The following is an 18,513-nucleotide window of genomic DNA, read 5'->3' as shown; positions in this document are numbered from 1 at the left end:
GGCACGGGAGGGACACATGACGGCGATCCACATTGGCATTTCCGGTTGGCGTTATACGCCTTGGCGGGGGGATTTCTACCCCAAGGGGCTGACCCAGAAACGGGAATTGCAATTCGCCTCGCGAGCGGTCAACAGCATCGAAATCAATGGATCGTTCTACGCCCTGCAACGCCCCGAACGGTATGCCCAGTGGTACGCCGAGACCCCGCCCGGCTTCGTCTTCAGCGTCAAGGCGCCGCGTTTCATCACCCACATCAGACGTCTTCGGGACATTCACAAGCCGTTGGCCAATTTCTTCGCTTCCGGCGTGCTGGAGCTCAAGGAGAAACTCGGCGCGATCCTCTGGCAGTTTCCTCCCAGTTTCAAATTCGATCCCGAGTTGTTCGAAGACTTTCTCAAGCAACTGCCCCACAACACCGAAGATGCCGCCGCCCTGGCCCGGGAGCACGAACCGCGCCTGAACGGCCACGCCAGCACCCAGGCCGACAAGAAGCGGCCGCTGCGTCACGCGGTGGAGATCCGTCATGAAAGCTTTATCGATCCACACTTCATCACCTTGCTCAAACGCTACGACGTGGCACTGGTGATCGCTGACACCGCGGGAAAATGGCCGTATCGCGAAGACGTTACCAGCGACTTTGTGTACTTGCGCCTGCACGGAGCCGAGGAGCTATACGCCAGCGGCTACACCGATGCGGCCTTGAAACGCTGGGGCGAGCGGATCGAGGCCTGGAGCCACGGCACACAACCGCGCGATGCCCATTTGATCGACCCGAAAAAGAAACCCCGCGCCCGCAAGAGCCGGGAGGTGTTCTGCTATTTCGACAATGACATCAAAGTCCGTGCGCCCTATGACGCGCGTCACTTGTTGGAGCACTTCGACCTGGACAAGGACCTGGCCACCACGCCCGGCGAGCGCCCGGCCGAGGGGGTATTGCCATGAGCATCCCGGAGTTCACCGAAACGACCCGCGATCCAACCCAGGAACGGACGCAAGACCTCGACCGGATCAATCGCTTCACCGTCCTGACGGTCAACACCCATAAAGGTTTCACCGCCCTGAACCGGCGCTTCATCCTCCCGGAACTGCGCGAGGCGGTGCGCAGTGTGTCCGCCGACGTGGTGTTCTTGCAGGAAGTCCACGGCACCCACGAACACCACCCGCAGCGCTATTCCAACTGGCCGAGCATGCCGCAATACGAATTCCTCGCCGATAGCCTCTGGCCACAGTTCGCCTACGGGCGCAACGCGGTGTACCCGGCGGGGGACCATGGCAACGCATTGCTGTCCAAATTCCAGATCATTCGCCACGACAACCTGGACGTGTCTATCAGCGGCCATGAAAGCCGCGGCATGCTCCACAGCGTGCTGCGTCTGCCGGGCGGCGATGAGCGGGAAATCCACGCCATCTGCGTGCACCTGGGGTTGCGCGAGGGGCATCGTGTCGAGCAATTGAAACTGCTTTGCCAGCGTTTGAGCGAACTGCCGCCCGAGGCGCCGGTCATCGTCGCCGGGGATTTCAATGACTGGCGCGGCAAAGCCAGCGAGCTGCTTGAACCCAGCGGCCTGCGGGAGGTGTTCGCCGAGCAATGGGGCAAGCCGGCCCGCAGCTTTCCGGCGCGCCTGCCGGTCCTGCGTCTGGACCGCATCTACGTGCGCAACCTCAAGGCCCGTCATCCCAAGGTATTGAACGTACGCCCCTGGTCGCACCTTTCCGACCATGCACCGCTTTCGGTGGAGATCGAATTATGAGCGCGACTATGAACAAGGCGACGGTGGAACAGGTAGAGGTTCCGCCGACCGAGCGCAATCCGGCGCTGGTGGACATCGAGTACGGTTGGCACGGCAATAACCGGGTCACGCTTTTGGAGAACGGCGAGGAATATTTTCCCAGGGTCTTTGAGGCCATACGCCGGGCCGAAAAGGAAATCCTCCTTGAGACCTTCATTCTGTTCGAGGACAAAGTCGGTATCGAACTACGGGACCTGTTGGTCGACGCGGCCGGACGTGGCGTGCGCATCACCGTCAGCCTGGACGGTTTTGGCTGCGGCGAGCTGACCCCGGAATTTCTGGCGACATTGAGCGACGCCGGGGTGCGTTTGCAGATATTCGATCCCGCACCCCGGCACCTGGGCATCCGCACCAACTGGTTCCGGCGCCTGCACCGCAAGATCGTCGTGGTGGACGGTGTGATCGCGTTTATCGGCGGGATCAATTTTTCCGCAGACCATCTGGGCGACTTCGGTCCCGAGGCCAAGCAGGATTATTCCGTGGAGGTCAAAGGACCGGCGGTGGTGGATATCCATCACTTCGCGCTGTTGCAGAGCGGTCGGCCCAGCCGGGCCAAATATTGGTGGCAACGCCGCCGCAGCCGCCGCAACGAGTTGGCCTTCAACGATCATGATGGTCAGGTGCGGCTGGTCTATCGCGACAACCATGAGCATCAGACCGACATCGAAGAGGTGTACCTGCAAGTATTGCGCAGCGCCCAGCGACGCGTGGTCATTGCCAATGCCTATTTCTTCCCCGGTTTCCGGCTGCTGCGCGAGATCCGCAATGCCGCGCGGCGTGGCGTGGAAGTACGACTGATCCTGCAGGGCCAGCCGGACATGATGATCGCCAAGCTCGCAGCGCGGATGCTGTACAACTATCTGCTCAAGGCCGGCGTGGTGATCTACGAGTATTGCGAACGGCCGTTGCACGGCAAAGTCGCCTTGGTGGATGAGGACTGGAGCACGGTGGGCTCAAGTAACCTCGACCCCCTGAGCCTGTCCCTGAACCTGGAAGCCAATGTGCTGATCCGCGACCGGGCCTTCAACCGTGAATTGTTCGAGCGCCTCGATGATCTGAGCCGCAACCATTGCACCGTCATGCCGGCCAACCCTGCCCCTCGGGGCCTGCTGTGGCGCATGACCATCGGCTTCATGGTGTTTCACTTCCTGCGCCACTTTCCGGCCTGGGCCGGCTGGCTGCCAGCCCATAAGCCGCGCCTGAAACCTTTTTCGCCGCCCACGGCGGTTCGGAGCGAACCCCATGAACCACTCTGACGCGCACACGGCGCCAAGTGATGCCCACGCATCTGATGCCCACGCGGCCGAACACAGCAAACCCAAATCACGCTGGAGCCGCTGGAAACGCCCACTGACCCTGGCCTTCTTCCTGCTGCTGATCGTGTTGTTCACTGCCCTGGCCCGGCGCATTGACTGGGCCGAAGTGTTCGCGACCCTGGCGGACTTCAAACTGCGCACGTTGCTCATTGCCGCTGCGCTCACCGTTACCAGTTTCATCACTTACGCTTGCTACGACCTGATCGGCCGCACCTACATACGGCAGAAACTGGGCTGGCGGCAGATATTGCCGGTGGGGGTGATCAGCTACGCCTTCAATCTGAACCTCAGTGCCTGGGTCGGCGGCATCGCCATGCGCTACCGGCTGTATTCACGGCTGGGGGTCAGCAACGGGAACATCGCCAAGATCCTCGGCCTGAGCCTGGCCACGAACTGGTTTGGCTACATGACGTTGGCCGGGGTGGTGTTCAGCAGTGGCCTGGTAACGATGCCGCCGGGGTGGAAACTGAGCAGCACTGCGCTGCAAGGCGTGGGCGTGCTGCTGCTGTGCATCAGTGCCGGTTACCTGGTGGCCTGTCGGTTTTCCAAACGTCGGGCCTGGACCATCCGCGGCATGGAAATCAACCTGCCGTCGCTGCGCATGGCGGGGCTGCAACTGGCGCTGGGGGCGTTGAACTGGTCGCTGATGGCGGCGGTGATCTTCACCCTGCTGCCGGGCAAGCTGGATTATCCGGTGGTGCTCGGGGTGCTGATGATCAGCAGCATTGCCGGGGTCATCACGCACATTCCGGCGGGATTGGGGGTGCTGGAGGCGGTGTTCATTGCCCTGCTGCAGCACGAGGTTTCTCGCGGAGGCCTGTTGGCGGGGCTGATTGCCTATCGAGCGATCTACTTCATCTTGCCGTTGTTGATCACGGTGGTGATGTACCTGGTGATCGAGGCGAAGGCCAAGGCGTTGCGGGTCAAGCCGGGGCCTAAGTGACGGGGTTCTGAGTTATGGGTTGTCTGAGCGGGCCTTATCGCGAGCAGGCTCGCTCCCACAATTGATCTGCGGCGAACATAGGATTCCTGTCCACCAAAGATCTCCTGTGGGAGCGAGCCTGCTCGCGATAAGGCCCGCATGAACACAGCGCAATCACCGCGCCTGAATAATGCTCAACCGCTCACCCACTACCATCTCGGTGATCCAGTCCACCAGGATTGAGGTGTAGGCCTGTTGGGACACTGGGTCGCTCAAGGCATGGTCGGCGCCGTCGATGATCCGGTGCGTCAGCGAATGGGTCTGCTGGCACGCCGCTCGGTAGCTCATGATCGTCGCGTGGGGCACATGGTCGTCGGTCTCCGATTCCACTAGCAACACATCACCGGTGAACTGCGAGCACGCATGCAAGGCGCGATTGGTGTCGGCGTGCACCAGGGTACTGCGATAATCCAGCAGGTCAGTCTTGTCCAGGTCACGCTTGGGCGTGTGCCATTGCTCGTCGCGATACAGCGCCGGCACTCGTAAAGCCAGCCAGCGCACTGGCCGCAGCAACGTCAGGATCGCCGCCAGGTAACCGCCGTAGCTGGTGCCCACCACGGCGATCGCCGAGGTGTCCAAGGCTGGATGGGCGAGCAGCCGGTCATAGGCGGTGAGCAAATCCCGCAGGTTATCTTCCCGTGTTACCCGGGATAACGGAATGCCAGCCCCGCCGGTATGCCCGCGCAAGTCAAAGGTCAGACAGACGCAACCCAGACCGGCAATGCCTTTGGCGCGTTCCAGGTCACGCTCCTGGCTACCGCCCCAACCGTGGACGAACAACACCCCTGGAACCTTGGATTTAGGGCTCAGAAAGGTGCCGTTCATGTATTCGTCGTCGATCTCGATCTGAATGGTTTCGCTTCTAGCCGTCATAGGAATGAACCGTTACGTATTTAAGAAGAAAGTCACCATTGTGCGCCGGGCCGCGATAGACCTCCCTGGCCCCAGGAGGCAGGGGCTGGTCAGTGTAGGTCTCCACCGAGGACACACGGACCGCGCTGGACGTAGGATCCTCAATGAACGCCTGCAACGCCGCGAGCTCAGCACTGCTGGCGCCGCCCATGCGCCATGACTGCTCCAGCACACCACCGCGAGGCTGACCACTGACGTCAATGCCCTGGGCGATGTCGTAGTTGCGCCGCGAGGCAAAGAACATTGGAAAAGCCTGATTGGCGGCATCGTCAAACACCTGCGCCAACCGCACCGCCTCACGCACATCGTCGGGCAGCTCAAGCTTGAGCAATTCAATATAGCCGCCCTGCACCGCCAACAGGTCCGAGCCGCCGTAAACCTCCAGCCCTTCACTGTCCCGCGTCAAATGTTGCACACCGCAATAGCTCAAGACCTTGCCGTTGATGAAGCTCTGGCCGACGCTCTGGGTCTTGACCTGTTCGAGGTTCTGCTCAAGCACCACACCGTCGCGAAACAGCGCTTGAGCCTCGGGGCCGGCGGCGATTTCATCGAATTGCGCCAGACTCTTGATCACCCGCTGATCGCGTCCGGCACAGGCATGGATAGGCTTGAAGCGGATCGTTCCGGTGTACAGCAGGTGCTCAGCCGCCTGGCGCGCATCCTGAAGCGCAAACACAGTCACGCCATCGAGCACCGCCCCCCGAGTCAACTTGGCAAACAACGGCGACCAGCCCAAGGGCGCGACCGCGTGCCTGTTCAGCAGACCGTGGGTGATTGCCTTGGTGCAGATAAAATCATGCTCGACGTAACCGCCCCATAGATCCTCCGGCCCTTTGACGCCCAAGCGCAGGGCGGCTTCGGCACCTATGACGGTTTGCGTGGGCAGCAAGTACAGATCATGACCCGCATGATGCTGTTGGTCATAGCTGCCGCCGTATTCAAGCCCGAGAATCTGCGCCAGCCAGCGGGCCAGCGCCCGATTGGTTTCGACTTCATGAAGCGGCGCGTGAGGGTTGATCGAATGATCCACTACCAGTTTGTTGCGATTGACCGTCGTCATGCGGTGCCCTTTTAACTGCGCTCGATGGCTTTAGGTAAAGGGGTGCAGAGATCAGGCCAACGGTGTTGCGAGCCAGGACGAGCAGCGAAACGGGCGTCGGAGGGAGAATTGATAGCACCGGGCCTGTTTCATTCTGCACGACACCCTGAGGACATCCGGCAAATTGCACGACGGCTGCGCCGGTAACAGCCCCTGTGGCGAGGGATTGATGACTACTTTGGCGCATTCATCGGGCTGACCCCAAACCTAGCCCGATAATCACTGGGCGCCAACCCGGTAATTTTCTTGAACGTCGTGCGAAAAGCCCCCGGGTCCTGATACCCCACCGTCCAGGCAATGTGGTCGATGGTGCCATTGGTGAACTCCAGCATTTCCCGGGCCTTGCCGACGCGCAAGTGCTGACAGTATTCGGTGGGCTTGAGCCCGGTGGCGGCGCGAAACCTGCGCAGGAAGGTGCGTTCCTCCAGCCCGGCCTGTTCGGCCATGGCGCCGAGGGAAACGTCCACTGCGCCGCTGCCTTGCAACCAGTGCTGGACCTTGAGAATGGCCGCGTCACCGTGTCCGAGGATGGGCGCAAAGTTACTGCCACATTGGCTGGCGCTGTCGCTGTGTTCGATCACCAGAAACTGCGCCGTGCGCGTGGCGATGCTGGGGCCGAGCAGGCGGTCCACCAGTCGTAGCCCCAGCTCTGACCAGGCCATCAGCCCGGCCGTGGTAATCAGGTCGCCATCGTCGACGATGGGTTTATCAGCGTCGAGCTTGATCTTCGGATAACGCGCGGCAAAGGTCTTGGCCGAGGTCCAGTGGGTCGTGGCGCTGCGCCCATCGAGCAGGCCGCTTTCGGCCAACAGCATCGAACCGACACACACCCCACCCAGCACCGTGCCGTCGGCATGCCGCGCTCGCAACCAGGTCATCAGCGCCTGCGACACCAGCCCCTCACTGAAACCGGCGATGGACGGTGGAATCAGCAGCGCAACCAGTCTGCCCTGAGGACCGGCGAAACTCTCGAACACCCGGGTCGGCACTTCTCCCTCCTGCGCTCGCCAATGACTGACCCGCAGGCGCGGCAACTGAGAACTGGCTTGCTCGTCGGCAATCCGCTGCGCCACGGCGAACAGATCGGTCAAGCCATGCACCGCCGCCAGTTGCGCGCCGGGGTAGATGAGCACCCCGAGCTCAGCGACTGCCCTTTGCTGCGTCATTGTCAGTTTTCCCTCGCTTATTGTCGTTACGGCCCATTCTGAAACCGGTGGCATGAGCCAATACTGGCTTCAGACCCCACTGATCGAGGAAGCCTTATGTCCAAGCAAGCGCTCATCGTAGTCGATATCCAGAACGACTACTTCCCCCAGGGAAAATGGCCATTGGTCGGTGCCGAAGCGGCCGCCGATAACGCCGCCAGACTGATCGAAGCCTTTCGCCAGGCCGCGGATCAGGTGGTGCACATCCGTCACGAATTCACCTCCGATTCCGCACCGTTCTTCACCCCAGGCTCTGAAGGTGCGCAACTGCATCCCAAAGTGCTCAACCGCACCGACGAACCGGTGGTGCTCAAGCACTTCGTCAACTCGTTTCGCGAAACCCAATTGCAAGCCATCCTTGACCGCCACGACATTAAGCACCTGGTGATCGTCGGCAGCATGAGCCACATGTGCATCGACGGGGTCGCCCGAGCGGCGGCGGACATGGGCTATGAGGTCACGGTGATTCACGATGCTTGTGCCAGCCGCGATCTGGAATTCAATGGGCTCGTCGTCCCGGCGGCTCAAGTACATGCGGCCTTCATGTCGGCCCTGGGTTTTGCCTATGCGGATGTGGTGAGCACTGAACAGTTTTTGGCTGCCCGCCACTGAGTGATGCCCCAAGCGGCAAATTCAAGGCTAAAAAAAAACCGCGCCTCGTAAACCGAAGCGCGGTTTTGTTTTTAGCTTGAAGCTCGCTGCCTGGAGCTTCCAGCGGCTTTAGAACGGAATATCGTCATCAAAGCTGTCGAAGTCCGGAGCCGGTTGTGGCGCGGCCTGTTGCGGAGCCGCTGGACGTTCACGCTGTGGCTGAGGCGCCGACTGCGGGCGAGGTGCTTGCTGACGCGGAGCAGCCTGCTGGTAGTTGTTGCCACCTTGCTGCTGGTCACCCTGTGGACGACCGCCCAGCAGTTGCATGGTGCCTTGCATGTCGACCACGATTTCGGTGGTGTAGCGCTTGATGCCGTCTTTTTCCCACTCGCGGGTCTGCAGCTTGCCTTCGATGTACACCTGCGAACCCTTGCGCAGGTATTCGCCGGCGATTTCGGCCACCTTGCCGAACATCGACACGCGGTGCCATTCGGTCTTCTCGACCTTCTGGCCGGTCTGCTTGTCGGTCCACTGTTCGCTGGTCGCCAGACTCAGGTTGGTCACAGCGTTGCCATTGGGCAGGTAGCGAACTTCGGGATCCTGGCCGCAAGTACCGACCAATATGACTTTGTTAACCCCACGGGCCATAACGTTCTCCTAGGCTTCGCACGTGGTCGGGGCCGGGTTGTTCACCAGGCGCTCGAGCGTCGCGCGATCCAATAATTCGGTGTCCAGTTTGATATAAACGGCCGCTTCGTCGGCGACCACCACTGCATCGGTTACTCCAACGACGGCCTTAAGGCGCTCGGTCAGGCCTGCTTCGCGGATGGCTTCGGGCGACAACGGCAAGCGCAGGCTCGTCACATACGGAGGTTCGCGCATGGTAACAGCAAAGACCAGCCAAAGTGCAGCCAGCGCGGCGCATCCCAGGAACACAACCGACAAACCGCCATGCTGGAACAACCAGCCGCCGAGGATCCCGCCCAACGCCGAACCGAGGAACTGGCTGGTGGAGTAAACCCCCATCGCCGTGCCCTTGCCACCCGCCGGTGAAACCTTGCTGATCAGCGACGGCAGCGACGCCTCCAGCAGATTGAACGCGGTGAAGAACACCACTGTGCCGATCACCAGGGCCCGCAGGCTGTCGCCGAACTGCCAGAAGAATAGCTCAGTGAGCATCAGCGTCACGACGGCGCCGAGCAAAACTCGTTTCATTTTGCGTCGCTTCTCGCCGTAGATGATGAAGGGAATCATGGCGAAAAACGAAATCAGCAGCGCAGTCAGGTAAACCCACCAGTGCTGCTCCTTGGGCAGGCCGGCCTTCTCCACCAGCGCCAGCGGCAAGGCAACGAAGCTGGACATCAACATGGCGTGGAGCACGAAGATGCCCAGGTCCAGACGCAGCAGGTCCGGGTGCTTGAGCGTCGGCATCAGCGCCTGGCGAGCCACCCCTGATTCGCGGTGCTGCAACGGCCCGGTGGAGCGCGGCACCATGAACGCCACGATCAGGATGCCCACCAGCGCCATGCCCCCCGTGACCAGAAACAGCCCCGACAAGCCAAAGGCGCGGGTCAGCAACGGCCCGACGACCATGGCGACGGCGAACGACAGACCGATCGTCATGCCGATCATGGCCATGGCCTTGGTCCGATGCTGTTCGCGGGTCAGGTCCGACAGCAAAGCCATGACGGCTGCGGAAATCGCCCCGGCGCCTTGCAGGATGCGTCCGGCGATCACGCCCCAGATCGAATCGGCATTGGCCGCCAGCACACTGCCCAGGGCGAAGACAATCAAGCCCAGGTAGATGACGGGACGCCGGCCTATGCGGTCGGAAATGACCCCGAACGGGATCTGGAAAATCGCCTGGGTCAGGCCGTACGCGCCAATCGCCAACCCGATGAGGGCCGGGGTCGCGCCTGCCAGATCCATCCCATAGGTCGCCAGCACCGGCAACACCATGAACATGCCCAGCATACGGAAGGCGAACACAAGAGCCAGACCGCTTGCTGCGCGTGTCTCGCCGCTGCTCATGCGTTCGCTGTGGGGATCGTGCATGGAAAAACCTCGTGTGAACCGGCGGCGATTCTACCAGTCCCATCGATTGAGGGGGTATATCGCGACCGTTTGCCGCGCAGTCTTCATGTATGACTGCAAACTCACTTTCAATAGTGTGCATCCATCCAGTATTTGCCCGTATACTCCTACGTTTTCGACGCCCGCCGAGCGAGGCCACTTTGGACAAGATCCTGATTCGTGGGGCCCGTACCCACAACCTGAAGAACATCGACCTGACCCTGCCACGGGACAAGCTGATCGTCATCACCGGCCTGTCCGGATCCGGCAAATCATCCCTGGCCTTCGACACCCTGTACGCTGAAGGCCAGCGGCGCTATGTCGAATCGCTGTCGGCCTACGCCCGGCAGTTCCTGTCGATGATGGAAAAACCCGACGTCGACACCATCGAAGGCCTGTCGCCGGCGATTTCCATCGAACAGAAATCGACTTCCCACAACCCACGCTCAACCGTCGGCACCATCACCGAGATCTACGATTACCTGCGTTTGCTGTATGCGCGGGTCGGTATTCCGCGGTGTCCCGACCACGACATCCCGCTGGAAGCCCAGACCGTCAGCCAGATGGTCGACCTGGTGCTGGCCCAGCCCGAAGGCAGCAAGTTGATGCTGCTGGCGCCGGTCATCCGCGAGCGAAAGGGCGAGCACCTGATGGTCTTCGAAGAACTGCGCGCCCAAGGCTTCGTTCGGGCACGGGTCAACGGCAAGCTGTGCGAGCTGGACGAACTGCCGAAGCTGGATAAACAGAAAAAGCATTCGATCGATGTGGTGGTCGACCGCTTCAAGGTCCGGGCCGACCTGCAACAGCGTCTGGCCGAATCCTTCGAGACCGCGCTGAAGCTGGCCGACGGCATCGCCCTGGTAGCGCCGATGGACGACGAGCCCGGCGAGGAAATCATCTTCTCGGCGCGCTTCGCCTGCCCGATCTGCGGCCACGCCATCAGCGAGCTGGAACCCAAGCTGTTCTCCTTCAACAACCCGGCCGGCGCGTGCCCGACCTGCGATGGCCTGGGGGTCAAGCAGTTCTTCGACACCAAGCGCCTGGTCAATGGCGAACTAACCCTGGCCGAGGGCGCGATTCGCGGCTGGGACCGGCGTAACGTCTACTACTTCCAGATGCTCGGGTCGCTGGCGGCCCACTACAAGTTCAGCCTGGACAAACCCTTCAATGAACTGCCCGCCGACCAGCAGAAATTCATCCTGCACGGCAGCGGCTCACAAAGTGTCGACTTCAAATACCTGAACGACCGTGGCGATATCGTCAAACGCTCCCACCCGTTCGAAGGTATCGTGCCGAACCTGGAGCGGCGTTATCGCGAGACCGAATCGGCCAGCGTGCGCGAAGAACTGGCCAAGTTCCTCAGCACCCAGCCCTGCCCCGATTGCCGCGGTACCCGCTTGCGTCGGGAGGCGCGACATGTGTGGGTCGGCGAGAAAACCCTGCCGGCGGTGACCAACCTGCCGATTGGGGACGCCACCGACTACTTCGGCGGCTTGAAGCTCACCGGCCGCCGGGGCGAAATTGCCGACAAGATCCTCAAGGAAATCCGCGAGCGCCTGCAATTTCTGGTGAACGTTGGCCTGGACTACCTGACCCTCGATCGCAGCGCAGATACCTTGTCCGGCGGCGAAGCCCAGCGTATTCGCCTGGCCAGCCAGATCGGTGCCGGCCTGGTGGGGGTGATGTACATCCTCGACGAACCGTCCATTGGCCTGCACCAGCGGGACAACGATCGACTGCTCGGGACGCTCAAGCACCTGCGGGACATCGGCAACACGGTGATCGTGGTCGAACACGACGAGGATGCGATCCGCCTGGCGGATTACGTCGTGGACATCGGTCCGGGTGCGGGGGTGCATGGCGGGCATATCGTTGCCCAAGGCACAGCCGCCGAAGTCATGGCGCATCCCGACTCCCTGACCGGCAAATACCTGTCGGGCCGGGTGAAGATCAAGGTGCCGGCCAAGCGTACGCCGCGCAACAAGAAGCTGTCGCTGAGCCTCAAGGGCGCCCGTGGCAACAACCTGCGCAACGTTGACCTGGACATCCCGATTGGGCTGCTGACTTGCGTGACCGGTGTGTCCGGCTCCGGCAAATCGACGCTGATCAACAACACCCTGTTCCCCCTCAGCGCTACGGCCCTGAACGGCGCCACGACCCTGGAGGCCGCCGCCCACGACAGCATCAAGGGCCTGGAGCATCTGGACAAGGTCGTCGACATCGACCAGAGCCCCATCGGTCGCACACCGCGCTCCAACCCGGCGACTTATACCGGGCTGTTCACGCCGATTCGCGAGCTGTTCGCCGGCGTGCCGGAGTCCCGTTCACGCGGCTATGGCCCAGGGCGTTTCTCGTTCAACGTCAAGGGCGGGCGCTGCGAAGCCTGCCAGGGCGACGGCCTGATCAAGGTCGAGATGCACTTCTTGCCGGACATCTATGTGCCGTGCGACGTGTGCAAGAGCAAGCGCTACAACCGCGAAACCCTGGAGATCAAGTACAAGGGCAAGAATATCCACGAAACCCTCGAGATGACCATCGAAGAGGCCAGGGTGTTCTTCGACGCGGTGCCGGCCCTGGCGCGCAAGCTCCAGACGCTGATGGATGTGGGGCTGTCGTACATCAAGCTTGGGCAATCGGCAACCACGTTGTCCGGCGGCGAGGCCCAGCGGGTCAAGCTGTCTCGCGAGCTGTCCAAGCGTGATACCGGCAAGACCCTGTACATCCTCGACGAGCCGACCACGGGCTTGCACTTCGCTGATATCCAGCAATTGCTCGACGTCCTGCATCGCCTTCGCGACCATGGCAACACCGTGGTGGTAATTGAGCACAACCTCGATGTGATCAAGACGGCGGACTGGCTGGTGGACTTGGGGCCGGAAGGCGGCTCCAAGGGTGGTCAGATCATCGCGGTGGGTACCCCCGAGGAAGTGGCCGAGATGAAGCAGTCGTACACTGGCTACTACCTCAAGCCGTTGCTGGAGCGTGACCGGGACTGATTTTTCCCCGGCCACGAAAAAGCCCCTGTCATCTCATCAATGACAGGGGCTTTTTTGTTTGATTGTTCCTACGCTCCGCGTGGGAATGCAGCTTGGGACGCTCTGCGTTCCCTTTCCCTGCAATCAGAACTGCGACTGCAGGTAATTTTCCAGGCCTATCAACTTGATCAGGCCCAGCTGCTTCTCGAGCCAGTAGGTATGGTCTTCTTCGGTGTCGTTGAGCTGGATGCGCAGGATCTCGCGGGTCACGTAATCGTTGTGCTGTTCGCAGAGCTCAATGCCCTTGCACAGCGCGGCACGGACTTTGTATTCCAGGCGCAGGTCGGCCGCGAGCATGTCTGGCACCGTGGTGCCGATGTCCAGATCATCAGGGCGCATGCGTGGCGTACCTTCGAGCATGAGGATCCGGCGCATCAACGCATCGGCGTGCTGGGCCTCTTCTTCCATCTCATGGTTGATACGTTCGTAGAGCTCGGTAAAACCCCAGTCCTCGTACATCCGCGAGTGGATGAAATATTGATCACGGGCTGCCAGTTCGCCTGTCAGCAGCGTGTTGAGGTAATCGATTACGTCTGGGTGACCTTGCATCGCCCTACATCTCCACAAGCTTTGAAGGCTCTAGTTTGAACCAAGCTGACCGCAAGGTCACTCGCCTATCGCGATAAAAGCGAAGAAAATCCGAGAAAAGCCGGTTAAATAACGCAAAAACCGCCCAATTGAGGGCGGTTCTGCTTCTCGTTTAGACTTAGTTAAGCTGTACGCCCAACGCTTTCGCGATGCCTTCACCGTAAGCGACATCCGCTTTGAAGAAGTGCTGCAACTGACGATCGACGACATCCGCCGATACACCGGCCATCGCACCCGCGATGTTGCTGATCAGCAGCGCTTTCTGGGCATCATTCATCAAGCGGAACAGCGCACCGGCGTGACTGTAGTAGTCGGTATCTTCGCGGTGATCGTAACGGTCTGCCGAACCACCGAGCGCCAGCGCCGGTTCAGCATAACGCGGAGCCTGCTTGGGGGCCTCGACGTAGCTGTTGGGCTCGTAGTTCGGTGCTGCACCGCCATTGCTGCCGAACGCCATGGCTCCGTCGCGCTGGTAAGTGTTGACCGGGCTGCGCGGGGCGTTGACTGGCAATTGCTGGTGATTGGTACCCACACGGTAGCGGTGTGCATCAGCGTAGGCGAACACACGACCTTGCAGCATGCGGTCTGGCGAAAGGCCAACCCCTGGAACCATATTGCTCGGCCCGAACGCCGCCTGCTCAACTTCAGCGAAGTAGTTCAGCGGGTTACGGTTGAGTTCCAACTCGCCGACCTCGATCAACGGAAACTCCTTCTGCGACCAGGTCTTGGTCACGTCGAACGGGTTCTCGTAATGGGCCGCCGCCTGGGCCTCGGTCATGATCTGGATGCAGACGCTCCACTTCGGGAAATCGCCACGCTCGATCGCATTGAACAGATCACGCTGAGCGTAATCCGGGTCGGTGCCCGCCAGACGTGCAGCTTCAGCCGGCGTCAGGTTCTTGATCCCTTGCTTGGTCTTGTAGTGCCATTTCACCCAGTGACGCTCACCCTCGGCGCTGATCAGACTATATGTGTGGCTGCCGAAGCCGTGCATGTGACGGTAGCCATCGGGAATGCCACGATCAGAGAACAGAATGGTGACCTGGTGCAAAGCCTCGGGCGAATGCGACCAGAAATCCCACATCATTTGGGCACTTTTCAGATTGCTTTGGGGCAGGCGCTTCTGCGTATGGATGAAGTCGGGGAATTTCAGCGGATCGCGGATGAAGAACACAGGGGTGTTATTACCCACGATGTCCCAGTTCCCTTCCTCGGTGTAGAACTTCAGGGCGAAACCGCGTGGATCGCGCTCAGTATCGGCAGAGCCACGCTCGCCACCCACGGTGGAAAAACGCAGGAACGTCGGGGTCTGTTTGCCGACCGACTCAAACAGCTTGGCGCTGGTGTACTGGGTAATATCCCGGGTTACGGTAAATGTGCCGTAAGCGCCCGATCCCTTAGCGTGTACACGGCGCTCGGGAATGTTCTCGCGATTGAAGTGAGCGAGCTTCTCGATAAGGTGGAAGTCGTCGAGCAACAGCGGGCCACGCGGGCCAGCGGAGCGAGAGTTCTGGTTATCGGCGACAGGAGCGCCGCTGGCGGTCGTAAGCGTTTTGGTCTGGCTCATGCTCAATCTTCCTAGGTCGGTCTTCAAACTGCCGGCTAATCGGCTGGAAAGGAGTATTGATCATGTTAATGACAGTATCCAAATTCATTAAATCATGGACATCGATAGTCATTATCTAATGCTGTCGCATTGCCAAGCGCAAGCCAGCCATCAGAGGTGACTGCCACTTTTTGACCGGGCACAAAAAACCGGGCACAAGGCCCGGTTATTTGTATGTTGCCGACTTACTCAGCGGATACAGCTTCACCGCTGGTAGCACGATCAACCAACTCGACGTACGCCATAGGCGCGTTGTCGCCAGCGCGGAAACCGCACTTGAGGATGCGCAGGTAGCCACCCTCACGGGTAGCGTAACGCTTGCCCAGGTCGTTGAAGAGCTTACCAACGATAGCTTTCGAACGAGTACGGTCGAAAGCCAGACGGCGGTTAGCCAAGCTATCTGTCTTGGCCAAAGTGATCAGCGGCTCAGCAACGCGGCGCAGTTCTTTGGCTTTCGGCAGTGTAGTTTTGATCAGCTCGTGCTCGAACAGCGACACCGCCATGTTTTGGAACATGGCCTTGCGGTGCGAGCTGGTGCGGCTCAGGTGACGACCACTTTTACGATGACGCATGGTTCATTCCTTACCAAACACAACGTTCGGTGATTACGACGATCAGGCAGTCGCCTTGTCGTCCTTCTTAAGACTTGCAGGCGGCCAGTTGTCGAGGCGCATGCCGAGGGACAGACCGCGGGAGGCCAGAACGTCCTTGATTTCAGTCAAGGATTTCTTGCCAAGGTTCGGAGTCTTCAACAGCTCTACTTCGGTGCGCTGAATCAGGTCGCCGATGTAGTAGATGTTTTCCGCCTTAAGGCAGTTAGCCGAACGTACAGTCAGTTCCAGATCGTCAACCGGGCGAAGCAGGATCGGATCGATCTCGTCTTCCTGCTCGACAACCACTGGCTCACTGTCACCCTTGAGGTCGACGAACGCAGCCAACTGCTGTTGCAGGATGGTTGCAGCGCGGCGAATGGCCTCTTCAGGATCCAGGGTACCGTTGGTTTCCAGATCAATAACCAGCTTGTCCAGGTTGGTACGCTGTTCGACACGGGCGTTTTCCACCACGTATGCGATACGGCGAACCGGGCTGAACGAAGAGTCGAGCTGCAAGCGACCGATGCTGCGGCTTTCGTCTTCATCGCTCTGACGCGAGTCTGCCGGTTCATAACCACGACCACGAGCTACGGTGAGCTTCATGTTCAGGGCGCCGTTAGACGCCAGGTTAGCGATTACGTGATCGGGGTTAACGATCTCGACATCATGATCCAGCTGAATATCGGCAGCGGTAACCACCCCCGAACCCTTCTTCGACAAGGTCAGCGTAACTTCGTCACGACCGTGCAGCTTGATAGCCAGACCTTTAAGGTTCAACAGGATTTCAATTACATCTTCCTGTACACCTTCGATGGCGCTGTACTCATGGAGCACACCGTCAATCTCGGCCTCGACTACTGCACAGCCGGGCATTGAGGACAACAGGATGCGGCGCAGCGCGTTGCCCAGGGTGTGGCCGAAACCACGCTCGAGAGGCTCGAGTGTGATCTTGGCGCGGGTTGGACTGACAACCTGCACATCAATATGGCGGGGTGTCAGGAACTCATTTACCGAAATCTGCATGGATGCACCTATTTTCTAGCCCTTACTTGGAGTAGAGCTCGACAATCAGGCTTTCGTTGATGTCGGCGGACAGATCACTGCGAGCAGGAACGTTCTTGAAAACGCCCGACTTCTTCTCAGTGTCTACTTCTACCCATTCTACGCGGCCACGTTGGGCACACAGATCGAGAGCTTGGACAATGCGAAGTTGGTTCTTTGCTTTCTCGCGAACAGCAACCACGTCACCAGCACGAACCTGGTAGGACGGAACGTTTACGGTCTGACCGTTAACGCTGATCGACTTGTGCGATACCAGCTGACGGGATTCGGCACGAGTAGAACCGAAACCCATACGGTATACAACGTTGTCCAGACGGCATTCGAGCAGTTGCAACAGGTTTTCGCCGGTTGCGCCCTTCTTGCCAGCTGCTTCTTTGTAGTAGCCGCTGAATTGACGCTCGAGAACGCCGTAGATACGACGGACCTTCTGCTTTTCACGCAGTTGGGTGCCGTAATCGGACTGGCGACCGCGGCGTTGGCCGTGGATACCAGGTGCTGCTTCAATGTTGCACTTCGATTCGATCGCGCGCACGCCGCTCTTCAAAAAAAGATCGGTGCCTTCGCGACGAGCGAGTTTGCATTTTGGACCAATGTAACGAGCCATTCTTTACAATCTCCTGGATTACACGCGGCGCTTCTTCGGCGGACGGCACCCGTTGTGCGGGATTGGCGTCACGTCGGTGATGCTGGCGATCTTGTAGCCACAGCCGTTCAAAGCGCGGACTGCGGATTCACGACCCGGACCTGGACCCTTGACGTTAACGTCGAGGTTTTTCAGACCGTATTCCAGCGCAGCTTGACCAGCACGCTCAGCAGCTACTTGAGCAGCGAACGGGGTGGACTTGCGGGAACCGCGGAAACCCGAACCACCGGAGGTTGCCCAGGAAAGAGCGTTACCTTGACGGTCGGTAATGGTCACGATGGTGTTGTTAAAAGAAGCATGGATGTGGGCGATGCCATCAACCACTGTCTTTTTAACTTTTTTACGAGGACGAGCAGCAGGTTTTGCCATGATTAAATTCCTGTCGATTCGCTGGGGCGATTACTTGCGGATCGGCTTACGCGGACCTTTACGGGTACGCGCGTTGGTCTTGGTACGCTGACCGCGTACTGGAAGACCACGACGATGACGCAGACCGCGATAGCAACCGAGGTCCATCAAGCGCTTGATTTTCATGTTGATTTCGCGACGCAGGTCACCTTCAGTGGTGAACTTCGCCACTTCGCCACGCAGCTGTTCAATCTGCTCGTCGCTCAGATCTTTGATCTTTGCCGCTGGGTTTACCCCAGACACTGCACAAATTTTCTGTGCAGTAGTGCGACCAACACCATAGATGTAGGTCAGCGAGATAACAGTATGCTTGTTATCTGGAATGTTAACGCCTGCAATACGGGCCATTCAGTGGGACTCCAATTGACAGCTACCTACGCCCCGGAAGCCAAGAAATAGGGCGCGAGATAATATCGCTGTAATAACAAATAATCAACCCGGCAGCGCACTAGCTGCCGGGCTTAAAGCACAATCACACTCAGCCTTGGCGCTGTTTGTGACGCGGTTCCGCGCTGCAAATTACCCGAACAACGCCTTCGCGGCGAATAATCTTGCAGTTACGGCACAGCTTTTTCACCGATGCACGAACTTTCATCACCAACTCCTCGA

The 18,513-nt window shown here is 59.7% G+C and carries 19 protein-coding genes; 6 read left to right on the top strand and 13 right to left on the bottom strand.

The annotated features are described in order from the left end of the window. The first annotated feature begins 16 nt into the window (after positions 1-16). The 4 genes from HQ912_RS04335 to HQ912_RS04320 are packed head-to-tail and all read left to right on the top strand — an operon-like array spanning position 17 to position 4,050. Positions 17-943, top strand: coding sequence for a DUF72 domain-containing protein (locus HQ912_RS04335; protein WP_047229758.1), 927 nt, complete (start codon positions 17-19; stop codon positions 941-943). Continuing rightward, on the top strand, positions 940-1,752 hold the full coding sequence (locus HQ912_RS04330; protein ID WP_076383448.1) for an endonuclease/exonuclease/phosphatase family protein: 813 nt from the start codon (positions 940-942) through the stop codon (positions 1,750-1,752). Before HQ912_RS04335 ends, HQ912_RS04330 begins: the two co-directional genes overlap by 4 nt. Beyond that, entirely contained in the window at positions 1,749-3,047 is a 1,299-nt protein-coding gene (gene clsB / locus HQ912_RS04325; RefSeq protein WP_047229760.1) for a cardiolipin synthase ClsB, read from the top strand. The genes HQ912_RS04330 and clsB overlap by 4 nt, the downstream gene beginning before the upstream one ends. Then, positions 3,034-4,050 carry a lysylphosphatidylglycerol synthase domain-containing protein gene (locus HQ912_RS04320; RefSeq protein ID WP_047229761.1) on the top strand — a complete coding sequence of 339 codons (1,017 nt, stop codon included), beginning with the start codon at positions 3,034-3,036 and terminating at the stop codon, positions 4,048-4,050. The genes clsB and HQ912_RS04320 overlap by 14 nt, the downstream gene beginning before the upstream one ends. A 153-nt stretch (positions 4,051-4,203) precedes the next feature. Here HQ912_RS04320 and HQ912_RS04315 read toward each other — a convergent pair whose 3' ends face one another. From HQ912_RS04315 to HQ912_RS04305, 3 genes are all read right to left on the bottom strand, one after another. Further along, complete coding sequence (locus HQ912_RS04315; protein ID WP_047229762.1) at positions 4,204-4,962, bottom strand: alpha/beta hydrolase family protein; 759 nt, start codon at positions 4,960-4,962, stop codon at positions 4,204-4,206. After that, positions 4,952-6,061: a DUF3182 family protein gene (locus tag HQ912_RS04310; protein WP_173406492.1), complete on the bottom strand. Its 1,110-nt coding sequence runs from the start codon at positions 6,059-6,061 to the stop codon at positions 4,952-4,954. The genes HQ912_RS04315 and HQ912_RS04310 overlap by 11 nt, the downstream gene beginning before the upstream one ends. A 212-nt stretch (positions 6,062-6,273) precedes the next feature. Beyond that, positions 6,274-7,266: a GlxA family transcriptional regulator gene (locus tag HQ912_RS04305; protein ID WP_173406491.1), complete on the bottom strand. Its 993-nt coding sequence runs from the start codon at positions 7,264-7,266 to the stop codon at positions 6,274-6,276. A 96-nt stretch (positions 7,267-7,362) separates the two neighbouring features. Between HQ912_RS04305 and HQ912_RS04300 the strand changes: the two genes are divergently transcribed. Next, positions 7,363-7,917 (top strand): cysteine hydrolase family protein, encoded by a 555-nt coding sequence (locus HQ912_RS04300; RefSeq protein WP_139049050.1) that lies wholly within the window; start codon positions 7,363-7,365, stop codon positions 7,915-7,917. 108 nt (positions 7,918-8,025) lie between these two features. Here the strand turns inward: HQ912_RS04300 and HQ912_RS04295 are convergent, their stop codons facing one another. Together HQ912_RS04295 and HQ912_RS04290 are read right to left on the bottom strand one after the other, a co-directional pair. Continuing rightward, a complete protein-coding gene (locus HQ912_RS04295; protein ID WP_047229766.1) occupies positions 8,026-8,544 on the bottom strand; it encodes a single-stranded DNA-binding protein in 519 nt (172 codons plus the stop codon). Positions 8,545-8,553: 9 nt separating this feature from the next. Beyond that, a complete protein-coding gene (locus tag HQ912_RS04290) occupies positions 8,554-9,951 on the bottom strand; it encodes an MFS transporter (RefSeq protein ID WP_076383444.1) in 1,398 nt (465 codons plus the stop codon). Between the two features lie 179 nt (positions 9,952-10,130). On the opposite strand from HQ912_RS04290, the gene uvrA reads away from it, so the two are divergent. Continuing rightward, a complete protein-coding gene (gene uvrA, locus HQ912_RS04285; RefSeq protein ID WP_047229768.1) occupies positions 10,131-12,965 on the top strand; it encodes an excinuclease ABC subunit UvrA in 2,835 nt (944 codons plus the stop codon). A gap of 123 nt (positions 12,966-13,088) precedes the next feature. On the opposite strand, the gene bfr is transcribed toward uvrA, so the two are convergent. The 8 genes from bfr to rpmJ form a co-directional block, all read right to left on the bottom strand. After that, on the bottom strand, positions 13,089-13,553 hold the full coding sequence (gene bfr, locus HQ912_RS04280; protein ID WP_025215751.1) for a bacterioferritin: 465 nt from the start codon (positions 13,551-13,553) through the stop codon (positions 13,089-13,091). Between the two features lie 157 nt (positions 13,554-13,710). Beyond that, positions 13,711-15,159 (bottom strand): catalase, encoded by a 1,449-nt coding sequence (locus HQ912_RS04275; RefSeq protein WP_076383443.1) that lies wholly within the window; start codon positions 15,157-15,159, stop codon positions 13,711-13,713. Positions 15,160-15,383: 224 nt separating this feature from the next. Continuing rightward, positions 15,384-15,770: a 50S ribosomal protein L17 gene (gene rplQ / locus HQ912_RS04270; protein ID WP_003186009.1), complete on the bottom strand. Its 387-nt coding sequence runs from the start codon at positions 15,768-15,770 to the stop codon at positions 15,384-15,386. 42 nt (positions 15,771-15,812) lie between these two features. Next, on the bottom strand, positions 15,813-16,814 hold the full coding sequence (locus tag HQ912_RS04265) for a DNA-directed RNA polymerase subunit alpha (protein ID WP_003186012.1): 1,002 nt from the start codon (positions 16,812-16,814) through the stop codon (positions 15,813-15,815). Positions 16,815-16,836: 22 nt separating this feature from the next. Further along, entirely contained in the window at positions 16,837-17,457 is a 621-nt protein-coding gene (gene rpsD / locus HQ912_RS04260) for a 30S ribosomal protein S4 (protein ID WP_003176404.1), read from the bottom strand. 18 nt (positions 17,458-17,475) lie between these two features. Next, positions 17,476-17,865 (bottom strand): 30S ribosomal protein S11, encoded by a 390-nt coding sequence (gene rpsK / locus HQ912_RS04255; protein WP_002555466.1) that lies wholly within the window; start codon positions 17,863-17,865, stop codon positions 17,476-17,478. A gap of 30 nt (positions 17,866-17,895) precedes the next feature. Further along, positions 17,896-18,252: a 30S ribosomal protein S13 gene (gene rpsM, locus HQ912_RS04250; RefSeq protein WP_047229770.1), complete on the bottom strand. Its 357-nt coding sequence runs from the start codon at positions 18,250-18,252 to the stop codon at positions 17,896-17,898. A 130-nt stretch (positions 18,253-18,382) separates the two neighbouring features. Then, positions 18,383-18,499: a 50S ribosomal protein L36 gene (rpmJ, locus tag HQ912_RS04245; protein WP_002555468.1), complete on the bottom strand. Its 117-nt coding sequence runs from the start codon at positions 18,497-18,499 to the stop codon at positions 18,383-18,385. Positions 18,500-18,513: the final 14 nt, after the last annotated feature.

The organism is Pseudomonas sp. MPDS, from assembly GCF_013283895.1.
Taxonomy (GTDB): domain Bacteria; phylum Pseudomonadota; class Gammaproteobacteria; order Pseudomonadales; family Pseudomonadaceae; genus Aquipseudomonas; species Aquipseudomonas rhizophila.
The sequence above is the reverse complement of the archived record's forward strand: the minus strand, read 5'-3'. Positions and strand labels throughout refer to the sequence as shown.

What these genes read in the sequence shown, in the direction of transcription:
- rpmJ (WP_002555468.1), bottom strand. Translation starts at nt 18,499, where the DNA reads ATGAAAGTTCGTGCATCGGTGAAAAAGCTGTGCCGTAACTGCAAGATT.
- HQ912_RS04320 (WP_047229761.1), top strand. Translation starts at nt 3,034, where the DNA reads ATGAACCACTCTGACGCGCACACGGCGCCAAGTGATGCCCACGCATCT.
- rpsM (WP_047229770.1), bottom strand. Translation starts at nt 18,252, where the DNA reads ATGGCCCGTATTGCAGGCGTTAACATTCCAGATAACAAGCATACTGTT.
- rplQ (WP_003186009.1), bottom strand. Translation starts at nt 15,770, where the DNA reads ATGCGTCATCGTAAAAGTGGTCGTCACCTGAGCCGCACCAGCTCGCAC.
- HQ912_RS04265 (WP_003186012.1), bottom strand. Translation starts at nt 16,814, where the DNA reads ATGCAGATTTCGGTAAATGAGTTCCTGACACCCCGCCATATTGATGTG.
- rpsK (WP_002555466.1), bottom strand. Translation starts at nt 17,865, where the DNA reads ATGGCAAAACCTGCTGCTCGTCCTCGTAAAAAAGTTAAAAAGACAGTG.
- HQ912_RS04315 (WP_047229762.1), bottom strand. Translation starts at nt 4,962, where the DNA reads ATGACGGCTAGAAGCGAAACCATTCAGATCGAGATCGACGACGAATAC.
- HQ912_RS04330 (WP_076383448.1), top strand. Translation starts at nt 940, where the DNA reads ATGAGCATCCCGGAGTTCACCGAAACGACCCGCGATCCAACCCAGGAA.
- bfr (WP_025215751.1), bottom strand. Translation starts at nt 13,553, where the DNA reads ATGCAAGGTCACCCAGACGTAATCGATTACCTCAACACGCTGCTGACA.
- HQ912_RS04290 (WP_076383444.1), bottom strand. Translation starts at nt 9,951, where the DNA reads ATGCACGATCCCCACAGCGAACGCATGAGCAGCGGCGAGACACGCGCA.
- clsB (WP_047229760.1), top strand. Translation starts at nt 1,749, where the DNA reads ATGAGCGCGACTATGAACAAGGCGACGGTGGAACAGGTAGAGGTTCCG.
- HQ912_RS04300 (WP_139049050.1), top strand. Translation starts at nt 7,363, where the DNA reads ATGTCCAAGCAAGCGCTCATCGTAGTCGATATCCAGAACGACTACTTC.
- HQ912_RS04305 (WP_173406491.1), bottom strand. Translation starts at nt 7,266, where the DNA reads ATGACGCAGCAAAGGGCAGTCGCTGAGCTCGGGGTGCTCATCTACCCC.
- HQ912_RS04335 (WP_047229758.1), top strand. Translation starts at nt 17, where the DNA reads ATGACGGCGATCCACATTGGCATTTCCGGTTGGCGTTATACGCCTTGG.
- HQ912_RS04310 (WP_173406492.1), bottom strand. Translation starts at nt 6,061, where the DNA reads ATGACGACGGTCAATCGCAACAAACTGGTAGTGGATCATTCGATCAAC.
- HQ912_RS04275 (WP_076383443.1), bottom strand. Translation starts at nt 15,159, where the DNA reads ATGAGCCAGACCAAAACGCTTACGACCGCCAGCGGCGCTCCTGTCGCC.
- rpsD (WP_003176404.1), bottom strand. Translation starts at nt 17,457, where the DNA reads ATGGCTCGTTACATTGGTCCAAAATGCAAACTCGCTCGTCGCGAAGGC.
- HQ912_RS04295 (WP_047229766.1), bottom strand. Translation starts at nt 8,544, where the DNA reads ATGGCCCGTGGGGTTAACAAAGTCATATTGGTCGGTACTTGCGGCCAG.